The sequence below is a fragment of the Opitutus terrae PB90-1 genome, from assembly GCF_000019965.1.
Taxonomy (GTDB): domain Bacteria; phylum Verrucomicrobiota; class Verrucomicrobiia; order Opitutales; family Opitutaceae; genus Opitutus; species Opitutus terrae.
Genome location: NC_010571.1, coordinates 4,341,684 through 4,362,876 on the forward strand (window position 1 = coordinate 4,341,684; position 21,193 = coordinate 4,362,876).

Consider the following 21,193-nt stretch of genomic DNA (forward strand, 5'->3'; position numbering starts at 1 on the left):
CGCGGTCCGCCCACCTAACACCATGCCAAAACGCACTGTTCTTCTCGTCGCCAGTGGCGACCTGCGCCTCTCCGCGAACCAGCAATGCTGGCCGGCGCAGGCCGCGATGGAAAAGCAACTGACCGCGGCCGTCGCCCGCCTCGGCTTCGAACTGGTCCGCGCGCATCCTTACAAGCCGAAGGAGCGCCACGGTTTCATCGCCTCGCAGAAGGAGGGCATGGAGGTTTTCGCCACCCTCGATCCCAAGGCGCCACTGATCGTCGCGGAGAGCGTCTGGCAATACTCGCATCACGTCCTCGCCGGATTGATCTCGCATCGCGGTCCGATCCTTACCGCGGCCAACTGGTCCGGCACGTGGCCGGGTCTCGTTGGCATGCTGAACCTCAACGGTTCCTTGACGAAGGCGGGTGTCGCTTACTCGACGCTCTGGAGCGAGGACTTCACCGATGAGTTGTTTACGCACGGGCTCGCCACGTGGTTGAAAACCGGTCGCGTCGTGCACCCGACGACCCACGTTCGGCCGCTCGCGAAATGCACCGTGCCGGCAAAAGCGGCCACCGTCGCCCGCCGACTCGCACAGGAGCTGCGCACGCGCAAGGCGATCCTCGGCGTGTTCGACGAGGGCTGCATGGGCATGTTCAACGCGATCATTCCCGACGAACTGCTTTTCTCCACCGGGGTGTTCAAGGAGCGGCTCTCCCAGTCCGCGCTCTACTATGCCGCGACGCAGGTGCCCGAGGATGAAGCCCGTACCGTCTACGAATGGCTGCAGAAGAAGGGGCTGAAGTTTCACCTCGGCCATCGCGAGGCCACCGAGCTCACCGAGGATCAGGTGCTCTGGCAGTGCCGCACCTACATCGCCGCACTGCGGATCGCCGACGAGTTTGGCTGTGACGCCATCGGCATCCAATACCAGCAGGGATTGAAGGACCTCTTGCCCGCTTCCGACCTCGTCGAGGGCCTGTTGAACAATTCCGATCGTCCGCCCGTCCGCAACGCCGCGGGCCGCGTGATCCGCGCGGGCGAGCCGCTGCCGCATTTCAACGAGGTCGATGAATGCGCCGGACTCGACGGACTGCTCACACACCGCGTGCATCGCGCGCTGGGCCAGCCAGTCGAGAACACGCTCCACGACCTCCGCTGGGGCGACGTCGATCGCAGCGGTTCAATCCCGGATTACGTGTGGGTATTCCTGATTTCCGGGGCCACGCCGCCCGCGCATCATGTCGGCGGCTACAAGGGCAGCGACTCGCACCGCCAGCCGGCGATGTATTTCCGGCTCGGCGGCGGCACGCTGCGCGGAGTTGCCAAACCCGGCGAGATTGTGTGGAGCCGGATCTTCGTCGAAGCCGGCAAGCTCAAGATGGACCTCGGCCGCGCGAGGGCCGTCGCCCTGCCCCGCGAAGAAACCGAGCGCCGCTGGAAACTCACCACGCCGCAGTGGCCGATCATGCACGCGGTCACCTACGGCGTGTCGCGCGACCAGATGATGGCCCGGCACAAGGCGAACCACATCCAGGTCGCCTACGCCCGGAGCGCCCGCGAAGCCGATCTCGCACTCTACACCAAGGCCGCGCTCGCCCGCGAACTCGGGCTCGAAGTCGCGCTCTGCGGCACCCGCGCCGACGGATCGAAGTTCTGACCACGCGTTGTAGCGCAAGCCGTAGGGCTTTCGTCGCAACGCTGATGCGTGGACGCCCATCTGGAGCCGCGACGCCGTCGTCGCGGCTGCTTGGGTGTAGCCGGCCTCGCTGAGGCCGGCGGCCGGGCTCACCGAGCCCGGCTACAATCGTCCGCGAGCCCGCTTCATCGAGGTGGAGCGCGTTGTCCTCAACGCGCTTCGCCGCGCTCAACGTGGCAGCGCGCGAACATTGTCTCGTCGCAATGACACGGTTTCGCGTGTTGGCCGCTCGCACGATTCTCCACCCTGCATCCCGCCCATGTCGCGCACGCCCCCGTCCCTCGCTTCACTCCTCTCGCTTTCGCACGAACTCGGCCGCCCTGATCGCAACCTCGCCATCCTCGGCGAAGGCAACACGTCCGCGCGACTCGACGCCTCCACCTTTCTGGTCAAGGCGAGTGGCAGCAATCTCGCTCAACTCGCCTCGCGCGAAGTGACGGCCTGCCGTTTCGCGCCCTTGCTCGAGCTGCTCGACCGCCGTGCGGTGGCCGACGCCGCCGTCGAGGAGGCGCTGCTCGCGGCACGACTTGATCACGGTGCACGCAAGCCGTCCGTCGAGGCGATGTTTCACGCGTGGCTGCTCACGCTGCCGGGCATCGCTTTCGTGGGCCACACCCATCCGGTCGCGGTCAACAGCATCCTCGCCTCGCCGCAGGCCGCTCGCTTTGCGCAGCGCCGGCTGTTTCCCGACGAAATCGTCTGCTGTGGCGCCGAATCCGTGTTCGTACCCTACGTCGATCCGGGCCTGCGACTCGCGCAGGCGATCCGCACCGAAGTCACCGCGTTTCGTCGCCGCACCAACGCGATGCCGCGCGTGATCCTGCTGCAGAACCATGGCATGATTGCCCTCGGCGCCACGCCCGGCGCGGTGCTCGCCGCCACGCTGATGACCGCGAAGGCGGCGGCAATCACGCTGGGTGCCGCCGCGCTCGGCGGCGCGCGTCACCTGATGCCGCGCGACGTGGCGCGGATCGCCGCGCGCACCGACGAGCATTATCGCCAGAAGGTCCTTGGACTCTGACCTGCGACTCTCCGTGCTGCAGAGGCGCAGCCTGCTCGGCCCTCCTGATCGGCGGCAAAAACCGCTTGAGCCCGCATCGAAGAGCGTCGACAAACTCCTGCCGTTTCCCGCGGCGCGTTGCTTCCGCGGCGAAGCCGCGTTCCCCCAACGTTTCCCCTTCATGAGAACTCCCCTTCTCCTCTGTGCCGCGCTCGCGATCGTTCCGCTCACCACCGCCGCCGAAAAAATCGCAATGATTCCGAAGGGTACCACGCACAACTTTTGGAAATCGGTCGAGGCGGGCGCGAAAAAGGCCGGCACTGAGCTCGGCGTGGAAATCATCTGGAAGGGTCCGCTGAAGGAAGACGATCGCGCCCAGCAGATCGGCGTCGTGCAGCAGTTCGTCGCCTCCGGGGTGTCCGGCATCGTGCTCGCGCCGCTCGACGACATCGCCCTGCGGGGCCCGGTGAAAAGCGCCGGCGAGCGCAACATCCCGGTGGTGATCTTCGACTCGGCGCTGCGGGGCGAACCCGGCAAGGACTTCGTGAGCTTCGTTGCGACCGACAACCGTCGCGGCGGCCGGCTCGGCGCGGAGGAGTTGGTGCGGCTGCTCGACGGCAAGGGCAAGGTCGTTCTCCTGCGCTACGCCGAAGGCTCCGCCAGCACGATCGAACGCGAGGCCGGCTTCCTCGAAGTCATCCAGCAGCACCCCGGCATCAACGTAATCGTCGACAACCGCTATGGCGGCGCCACCACCTCATCAGCGCAGGACGCGGCGATGAACCTGATCGACAAGATCCGCGAAGCCGACGGAATTTTTTGCGTCAACGAATCCACCACGCACGGCATGCTGCTCGCGCTCCGCCAGACCAATCTCGTCGGGAAAAAGAAGTTTGTCGGCTTCGACACCTCCCCCGTCCTGCTCGCCGCGCTGCAGAAGGGCGACATTCAGGGTCTGGTCGCGCAGAACCCGACCAAGATGGGCTACCTCGGCGTCGTGTCCGTCGTGAAACACCTGCGGGGCGAGAAAGTGGATCCGGTGATCGACACCGGGTGCGTCCTCGTGACGCGGGAGAATATCTCCACCCCTGCCGTGAAAGAGGTCTTGGGAAAATGAGGCTCGATTCGCTTCTGCGTCGCCGCGACTGCTCGCCTGAGCGCGATCCCCCGCGGCGAAACCGCCGCCGCTAGCCTCCCAATCACCCGTGCCTGCTTCGCGTCTTCAGCTCACCGGTATTTGCAAAGCCTTCGGCGCCACCCAGGCACTCGCCGGCGTGGATTTTTCCGCCGCGGCCGGCGAGGTGCACGCGCTCGTCGGCGAAAACGGCGCCGGCAAGAGCACGCTGATGAACGTGCTTTCCGGCGTAATCCCGCCCGACACCGGCGCGATGACGCTCGAGGGCGCGCCGTTTCGGCCGCGCAGCCCGCTCGAAGCCCGACGCGCCGGCGTGGTGATGGTGAATCAGGAACTCGCGATCGCGCCGCACCTCACCGTGCTCGAGAACATCGTCCTCGGCGCGGAACCCGCTCGGATTCTGCTGCGGCACGCCGAGGCGCGGCAGCGCGCAACCGAAGCGTTGCGCCAGCTCGGCCGCTCGGACATCCCGCTCGATGCGCCGGCGGCCTCGCTCGGCATCGCCGCGCAGCAGTTCGTTGAGATCGCCCGTGCGCTCGCGCTCGGCTGCCGCGTGCTCGTCCTCGACGAGCCCACCAGCAGCTTATCGCAGGCGGACATCGAACATTTGTTCCGGCTCGTGCGCCGGCTCCGCGATCAGGGGCACGCGATCGTCTACATCTCGCATTTCCTCGAGGAAGTGCAGGCGCTGTCCGATCGCTACACGGTCCTGCGCGATGGCGTCAGTGTGGCCACCGGCCGGACCAGCGAAACGAGCACCGCCGAGCTTGCCCGACTCATGGTCGGCCGCCAGGTGAGCGAACTCTACACCCGCTCGCCCCGCCAGTCCGGCGACGTGATTCTCGAGGTGCGCGAACTCGGCGGAATCGCGAAACCCGTGTCCGCGTCGCTCGAACTCCGGCGCGGCGAGGTGCTCGGAATCGCCGGCCTGATCGGCGCCGGCCGCAGCGAGTTGCTGCGCGCGATTTTCGGACTCGATCCCGTCGTGCGCGGCCGCGTGCGGCTCGGCCTCGCGTTCGGCGCCGGCTCGCCAACCCGCCGCTGGGCCGAAGGCGCGGGACTCCTCAGCGAGGATCGCAAGACCGAAGGACTCGCGCTCGATCTCTCGGTAGTCGACAATTTCACGTTGCCGCGGCTCGCGCCCTGGCTGCGACCGGCGGCGCTCGCGCGCGAGACCAGCCGCTGGATCGAACAGCTGGGCGTGCGTTGCGCCGGCCCGCGACAACGCGTCGGCGACCTTTCGGGCGGGAACCAGCAGAAAGTCGCGCTCGGCCGGCTGCTGCGCAACGGCGCCGACGTGCTGCTGCTCGACGAGCCCACGCGCGGCGTCGACATTGGCGCCAAGCAAAACATCTACCGGCTGATCGACGAACTCGCGAACCAGGGCAAGGCCGTGCTCATGGTCAGCAGTTACCTTCCGGAGCTGCTCGGCACCTGCGATCGCATCGCCGTGATGTGTCGCGGCGTGCTCGGCCCCGCGCGGCCGGTCTCCACATGGACGGAGCACGGCATCATGCTCGCCGCCACCGGCGCCGCCGCGGCCTGATCCTGTGTCTCGGCTCTAGATACTCAGCGCTCAGCCCGACGCCCAGCTCTTCGATGTCCGCCCCTGCTGCCCAGCCCTCCACTTTTGCCACAGCCCTCGGCCGCGTGATCTCGACCGCCGGTCCGTTCCTCGGACTCGTCGCCGTCGTGGTTCTGTTCGCCGCGTTGCGGTTCGAGACGTTCGCCTCCCTGGACAACGCCGCGATCATCTTCCAGCAGACCGCTGTCATCGGCGTGGCTGCGCTCGGGATGACGCTGATCATCATCTCGGGCGGCATCGATCTTTCGGTCGGCTCGATCATCGCGCTTGGCACGGTGGTGATCGCGCTGCTGCTCCAGTCCGGCTGGCCCGCACTCGCCGCCGCGCTCGCTGGCATCGGCGTCTCCGCGCTCTGCGGTGGATTCTCCGGACTGCTGATCACCCGGCTGCACCTGCTGCCGTTCGTCGTCACGCTGGGCATGATGGGCGCGCTGCGCGGCGCCGCGAAAGGTCTCGCCGGCGAGCAGCCGATTTACCCTGATGAAACCTGGCTCGGTGGATTGATGCGGCTCGGCGAACGCGGTTCCCTGCCAGCCGGCGTGTGGCTGATGATCGGGTTTTCGGTTTTCGTCGCGCTCACGCTGCGGCAAACTCGCTTCGGCCGGCACGTCTTCGCCGTGGGTTCGAGCGAGCTGACCGCGCGGCTCTGCGGCGTCCCGGTCGAACGCGTGAAACTGCTCGTCTACGTGCTCGGCGGCGCCTTCGCCGGCATCGCCGCGGTGCTGCAGTTCGCCTATCTGACGGGCGGCGATCCGACCACTGCCGTGGGGCTCGAGCTCAACGTCATCGCCGCTGTGGTCATCGGTGGCGCCAGCCTCAACGGCGGCCAGGGCGGCGTGGTCGGCACGCTCGTTGGCGCGTTGATCATGAGCGTCGTCGCCAACGGCTGCACGAAGCTCGGCCTGCCCAACTGGGTCCAGGAAATCGTCACCGGCGCGATCATCGTCGCCGCCGTGCTGCTCGACTATCTCCGCCGCCGCGGCGCGCGCGGGGCGTGATCGCATGGGTCCTGTCTAGAAGTCCCATAGACCAAAGAAAAAACCGCCGTCCCTGTTGCCAGGAACGGCGGCCAAAGTGGTGGACCCTAGCGGGTTCGAACCGCTGACCTCCTCAATGCCATTGAGGCGCTCTACCAACTGAGCTAAGAGCCCGTGAGGGGGCAGAAAAATCAACCTTCCCCGGCCGAACGCAAGGACTTTTTGACCGCTACTCGACGCCGCGAATCGGGAACCGTTGCAGCTCCGACAAGCCTTTGGGCCGGGGCGGCATTTGCATAGTGGCAAACGCCTCCCGCACGGCCTGATCAAACTCCTGGCTGCCCGACGAGTCGATGATCCGAAATCCGGTGAGCGTCCCGTCGGCGAGGATTCGCACTTCGACCTCGACGATGAGTCCGGCGCCGACGCCGGGTTTCTCGTCGAGCTCCGTCTTGATCTTCCGCGCGAGCAACGCGGTATAAGCGTCGATCGCATCGCCTTCGGCCCGCGTGAGTGCCGTGCCGCCGGCGCCGCCCACCTTGTTCGCGGTCGAGCCACCGATGACGCCTTTCGCAATTCCTTGCGCGTCGATCCGCGCCACCTTGACCGAGCTGCCGCCTTTCGCGCTCGGGCTGGGCTTGCTTTTGTTTTGGCGGTCGAAATCGGCCTTGGTCATCCGCTGGCTCTTCAACGCCTCTTCCTTCGCTTTCCGCTCCGCCGCTTCGCGGCGCTTTTTCTCCGCCGCCTCCAACCGCGCCTGCCGCTTGTTGGAAATGCGAGTCACGTCCTTCGAAAAATCCCGGATCTTCACCTCTTCCGGCGCTGGCGTCGCCTTGGCGACCACCGGCGCCTTGCGCTCCGGCGCGCGCTGGATGACCGGCTCGGGCGGCGGTGGTGGCGCGAGCACCGGCTCGGGCGCCGCCTTCGCCGGCGGTAATTCCGGAATGGCCAACTTGATCCCGCTCGGCGTGCCGAGCGCCGGCGCTTCGGTCGCCATGTAGTTGTCGCCCTCGCCCGCGACCAATTCGAAGATCGTCGGGTTCTCCTTCATCCGGTCGCTCAGCCCGTAGGTGAAATACAGCACCAGCGCGGCGAGCACGCCGTGCAGCGTCGCCGAAAGCAAAAAGGCACTGGGAGAGGTCGCCCGCATCAATCCGCCGTCTGGGTATCGAACGTGATTTTGGTCAACTCGTGTTTCTTGATCTCGTCCATCAAGCGCACGACCTGCTGCCACTGCAGCGTCAGGTCCGCGCGAATCCGGATCACCGGCGGCTTCGGCCGCCGCGCCAGCTCCGCCAGCCGCGGGGCGAGTTCCTCAAAGGCCACGCGCGTCGAGCCGAAGAAATAGTTGCCGCGCCGATCGATCGCGATCGCTTGAAAGGTCTGCTCCTTGTCCGGCTTCTCCTGCGCGCGCTTGGACTCCGCCGGGAGGTTCACCGCGATCGACTGCTCCTGCTGCATCAGCGGCGTCGCAATCATGAAGATGATCAGCAGCATGAACCCGAGGTCGATCAGGTTCGTGACGTTGAGATCGGCGATCGGATGCGCCGTGCGCTGTCGTCGGAAATTTCGCGCCATGGCCTGGGTCCGGTTACTTCGATTCGAGTTCGATCCGATCGGCGAGCGAGCTCGCGTAGTTTTCCAATTCGGTGACCATCGCGCGCGTGTTGCCGAGCAGCAGATTGTAGCCGAACACCGACGGAATCGCCACCACCAGACCCGCGATCGTCGCGAGCATCGCGCCGGACACGCCGGGCGCCAGCTGCTGGATGCCCGCGGTCTGCTGCGTCGCCACGGCGGCGAACGCCTCCATCACGCCCCACACCGTGCCGAGCAGTCCGATGAACGGCGCGCCCGAGACGATCGACGCGAGAAAGATCATGCTCGATTCGTAGCGCAGCGTCTGCCGGGCGATCGCGCGCTGGATCGCGTTCTCCGCGTGCTCGAGCCGCGCTCGCCCGCTCATCTGCCCCTGCTCCTTGCTGATCGCCGCCGCGCGCCAGTAGCTCTCCACCGCGTCGGCGAACAGGTCGGCATACGGGATCACGCGTTTGTTTCGAAACGACTCCGGCAGGTCGAGGAGCGTGCGCTGGTCGCGGAGGTGCGTCTCGAAGCTGTAGTTCAGGAGCCGCAAACGTTTCAGCTCAAAATGCTTTCCGAGCATGACCGTCCACGCCGCCAGGCTCGCGAGTCCCAGCCCGAGCACGATGACCTTGTCGACCGTTCCACAGCGCTCGAAAATCTCGATGATGTTTGCCGACGCCAGGACGGGGTGAAACAGCGGAAAAGCGGCCATGATGTAAAAGCTCAGAGTTGGAGGCTTTGGGCGGCGCGTTCAACGGAAATTCCCGCGCGGCAGCACGCGATTCTGTTTGCCGCTCGGGCGCCGCAGTTTTTGCTGAACCTCCCTTCCTCTTTCACATGGAATTCAAAACCCGCACCCTGCAGGAGCTCCGCGACCGCCGCAGCACGCTCTCCTCCAAGCAAGCGATTCTCGGGCTCGACGGTTTCGTCGACACCATCGTGACCCCCGTCGCGCTGCGGGCCGGCCAAGGCGAGAACTTCACCCCCATCTCCACCATCTCCGAGTTCGGCCAACGCATCGCCGCCGCCGCCGGCAAGAGCACGAACATCGAGTTCTATCCGCGGATGGACAAGCTCGGCGGCAACGGCCCGATCATGGCCAACGCGGTCCTCGCGCAGGGCGCACAGGTCACCTACCTCGGCGCACTCGGCACGCCGACAGTGCACCCGGTGTTCGCCGACCTCGCCAAGCGCGCGCACGCCGTCTCGCTCTGCGCCGCCGCATCGACCACGGCCGCCGAGTTCACCGACGGCAAGATCATGCTCGGCATGATGAAGAGCCTCGACGAGATCACGCCGCAGCGCATCGACGAGGTGATGGGCGCCGCCGCCTACCGCGCCGCCCTCGCCGCCTCCGATCTCGTTGCGCTGGTGAACTGGACGATGATCCCGAACATGAGCGCGATCTTTGACGATCTCGTCTCGCGCGTGCTGCCGCAGCTGCCAGTCAAACCGGGCCGGGTGTTCTTCTTCGATCTCGCCGATCCGGAAAAGCGCTCCAAGTCGGATCTCGTCTACGCGCTCGGTGTCATCGGCAAATTTGAGCAGTTCGGCCGCGTCACCCTCGGGCTCAACCTCAAGGAGGCGCAGCAGGTGTTCGCGGCGCTCGGCTTCGGCACCGAGTCCGAGAGCGAGGCCGGATTGCGCGCGATGGCGGACAAGATTCGCCGGCGGCTCGATCTCACCACGGTCGTGGTTCACCCCAAGGAATCCGCCGCCTGCGCCACGCGCGACGGCACCTGGTGGGTGCCCGGTCCGTACGCGGCCAAACCGCTCATCACCACCGGCGCCGGTGATCACTTCAACGCCGGCTTCGTCTCGGGCCAGCTCATGGCCCTCTCGCCCGAGGCCTGTCTCGGGCTGGGCGTCTGCACCAGCGGCCATTACGTCCGTACTGCGCAAAGCCCGACGCTGGGCGACCTCGAAACATTTCTCGCGAACTGGAAATAACTTCCCCAGAATCCGTCCATGCCCCCGCTGAAATCCAAACCCACCGGCAAGCTCATTTCATTCGAAGGCTCCGAAGGCAGCGGCAAGTCGACGCAGATGTCGATGCTCGCCGCGCGGCTGCAGAAAGACGGGCGCGACGTCGTCACGACGCGCGAACCCGGCGGCACGGAAATCGGTGAGCAGGTCCGCAACATCATCGTCCACAACTCCCGCGGCGACGAGATGTGCGCCGAGACCGAGTTGCTCCTTTTCGCCGCCGCGCGCGCGCAACTCGTCCGCGAGGTCATCGCCCCCGCGATGCAGAAGGGTTCGATCGTGCTGAGCGATCGGTATCTCGATTCTTCGACCGTCTACCAAGGCATCGGCCGCAATCTCGCCGCCGATCCCGTCGCGCAGATCAATCGTTTCGCCGTCGGCAACGTCATGCCCGACCTGACGATCGTCATCGACGTACCGGCGGAGGTGGGCCTCGCGCGGATTCGCCAGCGCGCCTCGGACCTGCCCGACCGGATGGAGCGCGAGAACATCGATTTCTACAAAAAGGTGCGCGACGGCTATCTCGTCCTCGCGAAAGGCATGGCGGACCGTTTCGTCGTGATCGACGGCACGCAGACGCAGGACGTGGTGTCGAAAAAAATCTTCGCCGCCGTCAAAGAGCGGCTGGGGTGAGAGCGAGTTGAGAGCTGAGAGCTGAGGGTTGAGAGCCAGGCCAGCGCGTGCAGCCGCCGCGCTCTGACTCGACGCGATCCTCCCAGCGGTTTCATGTTCGCTTCCGCCGCGGTGGTTCGGTCTCTCAACCCTCATCCCTCAACTCTCAACTCATCTCATGCCCCATTCCCCCTGGCCGCCGACGCTCTTAGGCACGCCCACCGTGGCGGTGATCGAGCGCGCGATCGAGCGCCAGCGGCTGTCGCACAGCCTGCTGCTGCACGGCGACGACTTCGACACGCTGCTGCGCGTCGCGCACGCGATCACGGACCGGTTGCTCACGCCGGACCCGACCGGAAGCGCGCACCATTTCCCGCCGGAGCAGCATCCCGACTGCCACGCGCTGCGGCCCGCCGGCAAGATGCGGCAGATTTCCGCCGAAGCCACGCGCAACCTCATCAGCCAGGTGCAGGTCTCCGCCACGGTGTCCAAGCGCAAGGTCGCGATCATCCATGAAGCCGATCGGATGAACGTCCCCGCGGCCAACGTCTTTCTCAAAACGCTCGAAGAGCCGCCGGCCAACACGACGCTGCTCCTGTTGACAACCCGGCCGTACGCGCTGCTGCCGACGATCCGCAGCCGCGTGCTGCATTTTCGTTTTCCCAGCGCCACGACCGCGCTCGCCGCCGACGGATGGACGCCCTGGCTCGACGACTACCGCGCGTGGCTGAGCCGGCTCGTCGAGGGCACCACGCACAAGTCCACGGTCGCCGATCATCTTTTCACCGTCTACGGCCTCGTCGCGCGGTTCAGTGCGGTGCTGGACGCCGCCACCGAGGTCGTCTGGAAACAGGAGAAGGAAAAACTTCCGGCCGAACTGGACGACGACGAGCAGGTCGCGATCGAGACGGGCATCGCGAACGGGCTGCGCGCGCGGTTGTTCACGGAAATCGAGCAAGCCACGCGCACCTTCGCGCTGCCGCGACTCGAAGCGGCCACGGCGGAGCCGACGCGCCGCGCGTTGGTCGCGGCGGTCGCCCAACTGGAGCACGACGTCGGTCTGCTGCGCCTCAATCTGAACGAAGCCACCGCACTTGAGCACTTCCTGCTCTCCTCGCTCCGGATCTGGTCCAGGCGGTGACGCGCGCCACGGCGGTCGAACCTTCGTGCTGTCGAGGTCGCGCGCGTATGAGTCAGACAAGCGAGCTCGGGAAGAACTCACGAAGAAACGCGGCGGTTTCATCCGAGAGGCCGACGATCTTGTTCGTCGCTTGGCGATAGAATTTGAAATTGAGCTCGGTCTCGGGACGTCCGTCGCCCTAGTTGGAGAAAGGCTTGAGCTCACTCCGCCCCAAACGCCGCTGCGCGGACGCGGTGCGCCGGACGGTAATGCTCACGCGCGGTGTTTGCCGGGCGACGCCGGATTTTCTGGCAACCGCCCTCGCCGAAGTGACGACACCGCTCGCGACGAGTCCCGCGCCGCCTTCATTCTCGCTCGCAAAGATGAAAATCGTGTCCCTTTCGCCGATGTATTTGCCGCCATACATCGTCTTCTGCGCGGGGAAAACATACGTCCTCGCCCGCGGATCGCTCAGTTCGGCTTTGATCGCGAAAGCCATGGCTCTCATGCCCGCAAGATTGGAGACTTTGTGCGCACTTCAAGTGCCATGCGTGTCGAGCGGACGCCGGCACACCAACCTTCGGCACCGGCGTCGTAGTTCCCGCGGCAACATTTTTCGCGATTGCCGCGCTTTCCGCACCGGCGTTACTTCCCCTCGTGGCCGGCATGTCTTCACCGCTCGTTCCAACCTCCTCCGGTCGTCTCGCTTTTTTCCTGCGACTGTGGCCCGTGTTCATCGCGCTGCTGCTCGCGGGTTGTAGGGCGTCTGACGATGCGACGAAAAATCCCGCCGCGTTCGTCGTGCGGATCCAGCCCGCTGACTTCGCCGCCGCCGAACTTCCCTTCGAGGAACCCCTCTCGCGCAACTACGAACTCGTGTTCCTGCGCACCGACTTTGGCCAACCTGTATCCGCGCTGGCCTTGCGAGCGCTGCCCGGTGGGGCCTACGAGCTTTACTTCGGCGCGAAGGATGCCGGTGGGCAGTGGCAGAAGATCACCACGGAGCTGGAGCAGGACGTAGGGCAGCAGGTGCTCCGGGCCGCGGAACTCCGCCTCCACCGCCGGATCTTCGTGGAAGGCCAGCGGCACGACGTGGCCAAGAACGATGGCGATCTCTGGGTGCAACAACGCTTCGCTGATGGCCGAATCGCCGCGGCGCTGATCCCGTTCAACGCCACCGTCGGTAATCCCGACGCCCAAGCGTTCGTCGACGATCTGCTTGGCACGCTGCAAAAACTCGCCCACGTCGATCCCGCCGACCGCGGCGAACTGCTCACGCGGCTGGATCAGATCGCGACCGGCATCATCCTCGCGGAAACGCCGCAGTAGAGCGTGCGGTGCGACTTGTAGCCGGAGTCGGTGACTCCGGGCCGGGCTCACCGAGCCCGGCTACACGATGGCGCGACCTGCTCCGGAGTTTGTCGCTGTCCGCGGACGCTCGCGAACGGTCTCAATGTTCCGACTCGGAACTACGGCCCGCCGCGGGCCCCACCGCCCCCCGCGAGAGATTCTGCGCCGAGTTGATCAGCCCGATGTGCGAGAATGCCTGCGGAAAATTGCCGACCAGCCGGCGATGCCCCGGATCGTATTCCTCCGCGAGCAGCCCGAGCCCGTTGCGCAGGCCCAGCAGCCGCTCAAACAGCTCGTGGGCCTCCCGCTCCCGACCGATCAGCTTCAGGCAATCCACCAGCCAGAATGAACACGGCAAAAACGCCCCCTCGCCTGGCGGTAATCCGTCGACGTTCCCCGAGCGCAGCGGATGATAGCGATAGACCAGCCCGTCCTGCACGAGCTCGCGCTGGATGGCCTCGACCGTTCCGACGACGCGCGGATCACGCGCCGGCAGGAACCCGACCAGCGGCATCATCAGCAAACTCGCATCCAGCAAATCGGCGCCGTAGTACTGCGTGAACGCCTGCCGCTGCTTGTTGTATCCGTGTTCGCAGACGTCGGTGTGGATCTCCTCCCGCGCCCGGCTCCAGCCTTCAAGGTCGCCCGGCAGGTCGAACTGCTCGATCGCCTTCACCGCGCGGTCGAGGGCCACCCACGCCATCACCTTCGAATGGGTGAAATGCCGCCGCGGCCCGCGGATTTCCCAAATGCCCTCGTCGGGTTCGCGCCAGTTTTTAACCACGAAATCCACGAGGTGCCGCTGCAGGCTCCACGAGTGCGGGCCCAGCCTCAGCCCGACTTTGCGCGCGAGGTGCATCGCATCCAGCACCTCCCCGTAGATGTCCAACTGGAACTGCGCGGACGCGGCGTTGCCGATCCGCACCGGCCGCGAACCTTCGAAGCCGGCAAGATGTGGGAGCTCCAGCTCCGTCAGCGTGCGCTCGCCCGCCGCGCCAAACATGATCTGGAGCTGCGCGGGATCGCCCGCCACCGCGCGCAGCAGCCAGTCGCCCCACGCCGCCGCCTCCTCGGTGTAGCCCGCCTCCATGAACGAATACAGCGTGAACGTCGCGTCGCGCAGCCAGCAGTAGCGGTAGTCCCAGTTGCGCACGCCGCCGATCTGCTCCGGCAGCGAAGTGGTCGCCGCGGCGAGGATCCCGCCCGTCGGCGCGTAGGTCAGTCCTTTCAACGTGATCAACGACCGGACCACCGCGTCGCGCCATTCGCCGCGATACGTGCAGCGCGACACCCACTCGCGCCAGAACAGTTGCGTGCGCTCGAGCGCGCGCAGCGGATCGATCGGATCCGGCTGCGGCGTGTGCGAGGGAAACCAGCTCAGCACGAATGGCACTTTGTCGCCTTCGTGCACCACGAACTCTGCCACCGTGGACAACTGCTCGCCGTGCGTCGGCACATTCGTGCGCAACACCACCGCGTCCGGTCCGGCCACCGCCATCATCCCGCCGCCGTCGGCATGTCGCACCCAGGGAATCGTGCGGCCGTAATCCATCCGGATCACCAGCCGCAGCGCCATCGGCACCGAGCCCCGAACGCCCTGCACCACGCGCACGAGGTCGCGTCGCGAGCGGCCGGGCGGCATGCAGTCGATCACGCGCACCACCCCCGAGGAAGTCTCGAATTCGGTTTCGAGCACGAGCGTGTCAGGCTGATAACTCTGTCCCGAGCGGATCGCGGGCTCGCGCGGCGCGATCCGCCAGCAGCCGTTGTTCTCGTCCCCCAGCAACGCTGCAAACACTGCCTGCGAGTCGGCGCGCGGCAGGCACAGCCAGTCGACGGAACCGTTGACCCCGACGAGCGCGCAGGTGTGCAGGTCGCCGATGAATCCGTAGCACTCGAGATTCATCGCCCGTCGCCTCCGCTTGCGCTTTTCGGTCGCATCGTCCTCCCTTCGTCAACCAACGGCCGCGCTGGTTTCACGGCGCCGCGGTTTCCGCTCCCCCATGCCGTATCGGGCGTTCCCGCACATGCGGAAGGGTGTTTTTCGACGGAACATTGCATTGCCGTGTTCCCGGGCGCCGCGACACCTTGGGACATCACCCCGGCCCCCGGTGGGGCCGGAGTTCCCAACCCACTATGAAATCGCTCGTTCGTTCGCTGCTCCTCCTGCCGACGACAGCGCTGGTATGCCTCACTGCGGCCCACGCCCAGCTGACGCTCACTGGCTCGTCGCACGGAGTGTTTACGGGGCCCACCGGCCTCTTTAACTCGATAACCAACGGGCCGGTCGAGTCCTCGTTCACGACTGGCTGGCCCTTCCCAACCAAGATCACGTTCACCGGCGACACCTTCGCTGCCGTGGGCAATGGCGACACCTTCGATCTCGGTCAGGTGAAGATCAAGAATGGCATCACGCTCTTCGGCACTGCGGCGGCCGACGCCCAGATGGATCTCTATCTGGACGTTCCCGGTCATGCCGTGAGCGACTTCAAGCTGACGACCTTGCTGTTCGCGATCACCAACACGCCGAACATCCCGAACTGGCAGCCGGACCTCTACTACATCGGTTACACGGCCCCGGCGCTGCTGAACATCGACGGCACCTACGTCACGTTCGACATCGGATTCACCGATCCGGACTTCAACGTGCCGCCCGGTGAACCCGTGAGCGAAAAGCACAAGGATAAGGTCGGCCTGTATGCGACCGTCGCGTTCTCCGATCCGGTTATTACGCCGGTTCCTGAAGCCTCCACCTACGCCGTTTTCGCGGCGCTGGGCCTGCTCGGCTTCGTCGCGATTCGCCGTTCCCGCACGCGTCCGCTCGCCGCCTGAGCCGACGCAAGCCCGCGGCGACTGTGCCGCGGTCCTTGAAGAATCATCATCATCGATCGAGTGATCCCGGCTTTGTCACCGCGGATCGCCAGACGGCCCACGTTCCGGTTTCGCCGGCGTGGGCCGTTCTGCTTACGGTGCGGAAACAAAAACGCGGTAGCCAGGCTCGTGGAACCCGGCCCCCGGGGCGCCGCCCGGCGAGAACGCTACGGTTTCCGCAGCGCCTGCACCTCCGGCGAACGGAAGTTGTCGCTCGTCACGAGCACGAACGCCGGCCGTACCACCGCCGGCACCGACTCGCCCTTCGCCAGCGCCACGGCGGCGCGTACGCCCTGCACGCCAAGATCCTTCGGCTCTTGCGCGACCCAGCCATGCAGAATCCCGTCCTCGAACGCCTGCGCGGCTTCGTCGGGCAGATACGTGCCGAAGCCCACCACCTTCACCTTGCCGACGAGCCCGCTCTGCCGAATCGCACGGATCGTCGAGAGGGTACCGCGGGTCGCGGACGCGAAGACCGCCTTGATTTTCGGATGCTGAGTGAGCAGCAGCTGCGCCTGCTGATCCTCCTGATTCTTCTCGCTGCTGGCAAAAACATCCGCGTGCAGCACGAGTCCGCTCCGACTTTGCACCGCCTGCCGGAGCGCTTGTTCGCGCAATAACACCGGCCGGTCGAGACTGTTGTTGCGCAGCAACGCGACTTCGTCGCCATCCTTCGCCAGCTCGAGAAACACCTGCGCCGCGGCGGCCGCAATCACCGCCTGGTCCGCTCCCACGAAAACATCCGCCACCCCGTCCTTGAACGGCGTGTCGAGCGTGACGATCTTCACGCCTTTGCCCGCCAGTTCGCGTACCATCGCTTCGACCGCGTCGGGATTCGTCGGCGCCACCACAAGCGCGTCGAGATTTTGCGTCGCCAGCGCGGCCAGCAACCGCGGCTGGAAACCCACATCGAGCACCGAGGGCGGGGCCTTGACGATCACCTCGGCGCCCAATTGCTCGCCGGTCTCGACCGCGCCCTGCTCCGCGTACACCCAGAATCCGGGCAAACGATCCTTCAACAACACTCCCACGCGTGGACCAGCGTAGCCGGTCAGCGGCACCCAACAACACGCCGCGAAAACCGCGGCCAAGCGCAGTGACATAGCCATAACGGCGACATCTACGGCACCGGATTCGGTAACTTGATGATAATTCGCCGGTCGCCGGCCCGCTGTCCCGAAACTAGTGAACGTACGCCGGCTTTCTAGGGGCAACACCCGGCTCGATCTGCCGGGTCACGCGTTCGAATACCGGCGCGCCCGCATCTTTGACCACTAGATCCTTCTCTGCCTGGATCGTTACGTCGCGCAACGTCACCCCCGAGATCGGGCTATCCGGCAGGCCCACGATCTTTCCCGCCTTCAGCGAGCCGGTGACCGTCACGTGATCGATGAGGATGTCGCGGATCACGGGGATTTTCGTCGGATCGCCGCGGAAATTCGGCCGGTTGTTATCCGTGTAGGTCAGATCGAGCACGATCGCGTTCTCGACGTCCTTCATGGTGATGCCGGTGTAGCGGATGTTTTCCACCACGCCGCCGGCGCCGCGCATGGATTTGATCCGGATGCCGTTGTCCGTGCCGTCGAAGCTGCATCGCCGGACGAGCATGTTCCGAACGCCCTCCGTCGTCTCGGAACCGATGGAGATGCCGTGGCCATGCTTGATGACACAATCCTCGATCAGGATATTCGTGCCGCCGGACTTGATCACGATGTTGTCATCGCCCGTGTCGATGTCGCAGTGATGAATCCAAGCGTTGGTAACCGAACCCGGATCGATGGCGTCCGTGTTCGGTGCCTCCTCGGGCGCGCGGACTTTCACCCGCTCGATCGTCAGGTCGGTGATCCGCCGCGGCACGAGATGAAACATGGCTGAGTTCGACAGCGTGACATCCGCGACCCGCAGTCGTTCACAACCGTCGATGATGATCATGTGCGTGCGCTTGTAGACCAGCCGTCCGCGCTGAGCGCGTGCGGCGCGTTCCGACCACGCCCACCACAGCGCGCCATTGCCGTCGATCTGGCCGGAGCCCGTGATGGCAACATCGTGCAGCTTGCGACCGTGAATCAATGGAGGCACCGGCTTCACCGCCGCGTTCACTTCGGCCTGCGAGCTGAACGTCGTCGGCTCGGGCAGCCCCCAGTCGGCGAACGTCGCCGGGGCTTGGATCAGCGCACCCGCCTCGAGATGCAGTTCAAGACTCGAGCACAATGCGAACGGACCGGTCCGGAACGTTCCCGCGGGAACCACGAGTTTGCCGCCGCCGGCTTTGGCCACCGCGGCGATCGCACGCGCAAACGCTTCTGTGTTCAGCGTCGTGCCGTCACCCACCGCCCCGAAGTCCGTGAGCCGGAACGTTCGCTCCGGAATCACCGGCAGCGCCGGCCGCACGTGCTCGACCGCCGTCACGTCGACTTCGGCCGCGCGCAGGTCGAACGGCCTGCTGCCAGTCGCCAGTCCGGCCATCAGCAGGCCCAGGGCGAGGCGCACGTACTGCCGCTTCCAGGGGGTTTTCATGGGACCGAGCCTGCGGTTGTGGCCGTCGCGCGCGACGGCGCCGGTTCGCTCATCGTTGACCGGTTCCTCGCTCCATCGCCGCGCGCCGGCCGCGGAAACCATCAGGTTTTCGTCTCTTCGCACCAGCCTCACTCCGCCACCACGTCATTCGCCTCCAGCCGGATTCGGAAACACGTTCCCGCGTCGGGCGTACTCGTGAAGCTGACCCGCCCACCCAGCACCTGTTCGCCCAGCAACTTCATTGAATAGGTGCCCAGCCCGCGGCCAATCGTGCCCTTCGTGCTGAAATTTCGCTGAAAAATCCGGCGGGCGTTCTCGGCCGTGATGACGGCATCGTTCCACACGCAAAACTCGATCGCGCCCTCCGCCCGCTCCGCCCACACGCGAGCCTCGGCGCCGTCCGGCGTCGCTTCGAGCGCGTTGATCACCATGTTCTGCAACACACGGCCCAGCAGCGTCGGATCGGTGGCCAGCACCGGAGCCTCCGCCGGAGCCGGCTGCACGCGCAGCCGCCTGCCCCGGACCGCGGGATGCAGCACGCAGGCGCGCTCCAAGTCCTCCAACACCTGCCGCACCGTCACGCGCGTCGTGATCCGGCCCAGGCCGTCGGGGCGCGCGGTGACGAGACAGCGCTGCAGCTCGATCTCGCGCGACAGCCGGCGGGTCATCTCCACCAGATGATCCGCCATGTCGGCGTCGCTGCGCTCGCGATCCATCGCCAGCATTTCGCTCGCCCCGATGACGGCGCAGAGCGTGTTCTTCACGTCATGGTAGAACGTCCGATCGAGCAGCGCCCGCTGCTGCTCCTCCGTGATGTCCTGCAGCACGAGCAGCAGGATGCGACGGCCCTCGCGCCGGAGCGGGCAGGCTTGCACGCGGAAAAACAGGTGGTCGGAACCCGCGATCGGTGGCGCCACGTCGATCGCGCACACCCGTTCGACGGCGCGATTCTCCGCCAGGCTGGTGACCTGCGCGATCGCCGCTCCGCACGTGGAGCAATATTCGCTGGTGCCACAACCCCCCGGCATCGCGTGCGCATGCACGCAGTGGACCGCCTCGCCCAGCCGCAGTCCGAACGCCTGCTCCGCCGAGCCCAGTCCGAGCAACTGCAGCAGCCGGTCGTTCACCGCCAGCACCTGCCGCTGCTCGTTCAGCACGGCCAGCAACCCGCCGACCACGCGCATCAGGCCATCGATCACCGGATCGTTGGCCACAAAGTCCAGCTGCGCCCGCAACTCGCCGGCATCGACGCGCTCAGCGGGCGCATAATGCGTCAGCACATTGCCGTTCGCATCGCCGCGATTCATCGGAGTCCGGGCATCAAACGAGTTTGGGGAGATCATCGTGGGGCCAACCGTGGGCCAGACGCTTCAGCCTGACGATTCGGCACAGAATTCGGTACGCTGAAGAGCGCACTGACGCTGGCAGGCTTGGCCGCGTGAGGACAGCCGAAATCGACGTGCCACCGCGCAGCCCGTCGTGTTCCGGCCCATCACTGGTTTGCGGGCGGCGGATGCGCGCGATCCAGCGTGCATGCGGGGTTGCGTCTACGGCTGCTGCTTCTGGCGTTCGTTGCCCCAAAGCTTGGGCTCGCCACCCTGTTGCCGCCGCCACGCATCGCGCCAGAGATGGATATCCGTCGGCGAGATCGCCGGCAGCGGTTTCCGTTCGACGCGCGTGAAACTGCGCGGCAGCCGTGCCGCCGTGTCCTGATACCAGTACGCAACCGAGGCTAGATCCAGCGTCAGCGCGTTGTTGTGGCCGTGTTCGATCGTGAACCGGCAGGACTTCTCGAAGACGATCGGATCGACGACGTGGAAGCGATACACGTGCGTGCGCCCGAGCCAGCCGGTCTCGCCATTCACGCGCGGATAACCGAAATAGGGATGCTGAAATAGCTCCTTCGGACACCATGCCGTGTTGAAATAGTCCTCTGTCCCGGTCCCGTTCAGCGTCGGCTTGGCGTCACCGTCGATGAACACCATCTCGTCGCCTTCGCCATACCACATGGGGGTCGGACAATTGACGTAGTAGTTCACGCCCACGAAGTGGCCGCGCCCCTGGATGTCGACGATGAGGTAGTTGTCCTTGCCGTCGACATTAGCGCCCTGGGTGCCGAGTGTGCCCCATTCGTTCTCGCCGCCCGGCAGCGCCTCCGTGACCTCGCGGTTATACCACGCATGGAATCGCCCCTGCCCCTCGGCCGGTGTAGCCATCTCGAGATAGTCGATATTGAAATACAGCGCCTCGATCGGCTGCTCGCTTTGATTCTCGATTTCGATCCGCGCGCCCGTGGCAAAGGGCATTGGAAAATAGCTCACATACGCGCGGCCCCAGCCCGGCGTCACCGCCAGCGGCGCGCTGATGAAGTTGTACGTCTCACCCCAGCCGTTGCCGAAAAACGAGCCGAGCGGCGCCTCCACCGACGGATAATCCTTCCCGTCCCAGAACATCCGCAGCACGAGATCGTCGCGGTTGAGCTTGTCGGCGCCCGGAGCGCACGTGATCCAGATGTGCGTGATGGTTCCGGCGCCCTTCACGTCCAGCAAGGTCGCCCGCGCACCGGGCGCGATCGCCGTGAGCCGATCGTCGTTCCCGCCGTTGCGATCGTAGCTGCTGACGCGGCGTGACTTCACGCCGCTGTGAATCTCCGCGAGTTGTCCCAGCGCGCCCGTGGGAACCTGTGCGCCCGCCAGCGCCGGGAGAAGCGACACGAAAAGCAAGGTGAGCGTCTTCATGAGAGAGGTCTTGAGTTTTCCGCGTGCCGGCCGCGAG

General features: G+C 65.9%; 18 protein-coding genes, 1 tRNA gene and 1 pseudogene. 10 read left to right on the plus strand and 10 right to left on the minus strand.

Going from position 1 to position 21,193, the window contains the following annotated elements; all coding sequences use genetic code 11:
* Positions 1-22: 22 nt before the first annotated feature.
* The 5 genes from OTER_RS16785 (at position 23) to OTER_RS16805 (ending at position 6,399) form a co-directional block, all read left to right on the plus strand.
* On the plus strand, positions 23-1,642 hold the full coding sequence (locus OTER_RS16785) for a fucose isomerase (protein WP_012376126.1): 1,620 nt from the start codon (positions 23-25) through the stop codon (positions 1,640-1,642).
* 298 nt (positions 1,643-1,940) lie between these two features.
* Positions 1,941-2,702, plus strand: a complete 762-nt coding sequence (locus OTER_RS16790) for a class II aldolase/adducin family protein (protein ID WP_012376127.1) — start codon at positions 1,941-1,943, stop codon at positions 2,700-2,702.
* Positions 2,703-2,862: 160 nt separating this feature from the next.
* On the plus strand, positions 2,863-3,798 hold the full coding sequence (locus OTER_RS16795; protein WP_012376128.1) for an ABC transporter substrate-binding protein: 936 nt from the start codon (positions 2,863-2,865) through the stop codon (positions 3,796-3,798).
* An 88-nt stretch (positions 3,799-3,886) separates the two neighbouring features.
* Positions 3,887-5,362: a sugar ABC transporter ATP-binding protein gene (locus tag OTER_RS16800; protein ID WP_012376129.1), complete on the plus strand. Its 1,476-nt coding sequence runs from the start codon at positions 3,887-3,889 to the stop codon at positions 5,360-5,362.
* Positions 5,363-5,415: 53 nt separating this feature from the next.
* On the plus strand, positions 5,416-6,399 hold the full coding sequence (locus OTER_RS16805; protein WP_012376130.1) for an ABC transporter permease: 984 nt from the start codon (positions 5,416-5,418) through the stop codon (positions 6,397-6,399).
* A gap of 77 nt (positions 6,400-6,476) precedes the next feature.
* On the opposite strand, the gene OTER_RS16810 is transcribed toward OTER_RS16805, so the two are convergent.
* The 4 genes from OTER_RS16810 to OTER_RS16825 form a co-directional block, all read right to left on the minus strand.
* Positions 6,477-6,552, minus strand: a tRNA-Ala gene (locus tag OTER_RS16810).
* 55 nt (positions 6,553-6,607) lie between these two features.
* Positions 6,608-7,501 (minus strand): cell envelope integrity protein TolA, encoded by an 894-nt coding sequence (gene tolA / locus OTER_RS16815; protein ID WP_237702381.1) that lies wholly within the window; start codon positions 7,499-7,501, stop codon positions 6,608-6,610.
* A gap of 26 nt (positions 7,502-7,527) precedes the next feature.
* Positions 7,528-7,956, minus strand: a complete 429-nt coding sequence (locus OTER_RS16820; protein ID WP_012376132.1) for an ExbD/TolR family protein — start codon at positions 7,954-7,956, stop codon at positions 7,528-7,530.
* A gap of 13 nt (positions 7,957-7,969) precedes the next feature.
* Positions 7,970-8,674, minus strand: coding sequence for a MotA/TolQ/ExbB proton channel family protein (locus OTER_RS16825; protein WP_012376133.1), 705 nt, complete (start codon positions 8,672-8,674; stop codon positions 7,970-7,972).
* A gap of 125 nt (positions 8,675-8,799) precedes the next feature.
* Here OTER_RS16825 and OTER_RS16830 point away from each other — a divergent pair, with 125 nt between their 5' ends.
* The 3 genes from OTER_RS16830 (at position 8,800) to OTER_RS16840 (ending at position 11,701) form a co-directional block, all read left to right on the plus strand.
* The gene (locus OTER_RS16830) at positions 8,800-9,912 is read left to right on the plus strand and encodes a PfkB family carbohydrate kinase (RefSeq protein WP_012376134.1); all 1,113 of its coding nucleotides are present in this window, start codon (positions 8,800-8,802) and stop codon (positions 9,910-9,912) included.
* Between the two features lie 18 nt (positions 9,913-9,930).
* Positions 9,931-10,581, plus strand: coding sequence for a dTMP kinase (gene tmk / locus OTER_RS16835; protein ID WP_012376135.1), 651 nt, complete (start codon positions 9,931-9,933; stop codon positions 10,579-10,581).
* A 157-nt stretch (positions 10,582-10,738) separates the two neighbouring features.
* Positions 10,739-11,701 carry a DNA polymerase III subunit gamma/tau gene (locus OTER_RS16840; RefSeq protein ID WP_012376136.1) on the plus strand — a complete coding sequence of 321 codons (963 nt, stop codon included), beginning with the start codon at positions 10,739-10,741 and terminating at the stop codon, positions 11,699-11,701.
* Between the two features lie 52 nt (positions 11,702-11,753).
* Here OTER_RS16840 and OTER_RS16845 read toward each other — a convergent pair.
* A pseudogene (locus tag OTER_RS16845) lies at positions 11,754-12,179 on the minus strand (hypothetical protein).
* Positions 12,180-12,346: 167 nt separating this feature from the next.
* On the opposite strand from OTER_RS16845, the gene OTER_RS16850 reads away from it, so the two are divergent.
* On the plus strand, positions 12,347-13,009 hold the full coding sequence (locus tag OTER_RS16850; protein ID WP_012376137.1) for a hypothetical protein: 663 nt from the start codon (positions 12,347-12,349) through the stop codon (positions 13,007-13,009).
* Positions 13,010-13,130: 121 nt separating this feature from the next.
* Here the strand turns inward: OTER_RS16850 and OTER_RS16855 are convergent, their stop codons facing one another.
* The gene (locus tag OTER_RS16855; protein ID WP_012376138.1) at positions 13,131-14,936 is read right to left on the minus strand and encodes a glycoside hydrolase family 15 protein; all 1,806 of its coding nucleotides are present in this window, start codon (positions 14,934-14,936) and stop codon (positions 13,131-13,133) included.
* Positions 14,937-15,166: 230 nt separating this feature from the next.
* Here OTER_RS16855 and OTER_RS16860 point away from each other — a divergent pair, with 230 nt between their 5' ends.
* A complete protein-coding gene (locus OTER_RS16860; protein ID WP_012376139.1) occupies positions 15,167-15,862 on the plus strand; it encodes a choice-of-anchor K domain-containing protein in 696 nt (231 codons plus the stop codon).
* Positions 15,863-16,068: 206 nt separating this feature from the next.
* On the opposite strand, the gene OTER_RS16865 is transcribed toward OTER_RS16860, so the two are convergent.
* From OTER_RS16865 to OTER_RS16880, 4 genes are all read right to left on the minus strand, one after another.
* A complete protein-coding gene (locus tag OTER_RS16865) occupies positions 16,069-17,004 on the minus strand; it encodes a sugar ABC transporter substrate-binding protein (RefSeq protein WP_044891834.1) in 936 nt (311 codons plus the stop codon).
* 79 nt (positions 17,005-17,083) lie between these two features.
* The gene (locus OTER_RS16870) at positions 17,084-18,418 is read right to left on the minus strand and encodes a glycoside hydrolase family 28 protein (RefSeq protein ID WP_158305461.1); all 1,335 of its coding nucleotides are present in this window, start codon (positions 18,416-18,418) and stop codon (positions 17,084-17,086) included.
* 128 nt (positions 18,419-18,546) lie between these two features.
* Entirely contained in the window at positions 18,547-19,725 is a 1,179-nt protein-coding gene (locus OTER_RS16875; RefSeq protein ID WP_052300410.1) for a sensor histidine kinase, read from the minus strand.
* A 240-nt stretch (positions 19,726-19,965) separates the two neighbouring features.
* A complete protein-coding gene (locus OTER_RS16880) occupies positions 19,966-21,156 on the minus strand; it encodes a glycoside hydrolase family 172 protein (RefSeq protein ID WP_012376143.1) in 1,191 nt (396 codons plus the stop codon).
* Between the last annotated feature and the right edge of the window lie 37 nt (positions 21,157-21,193).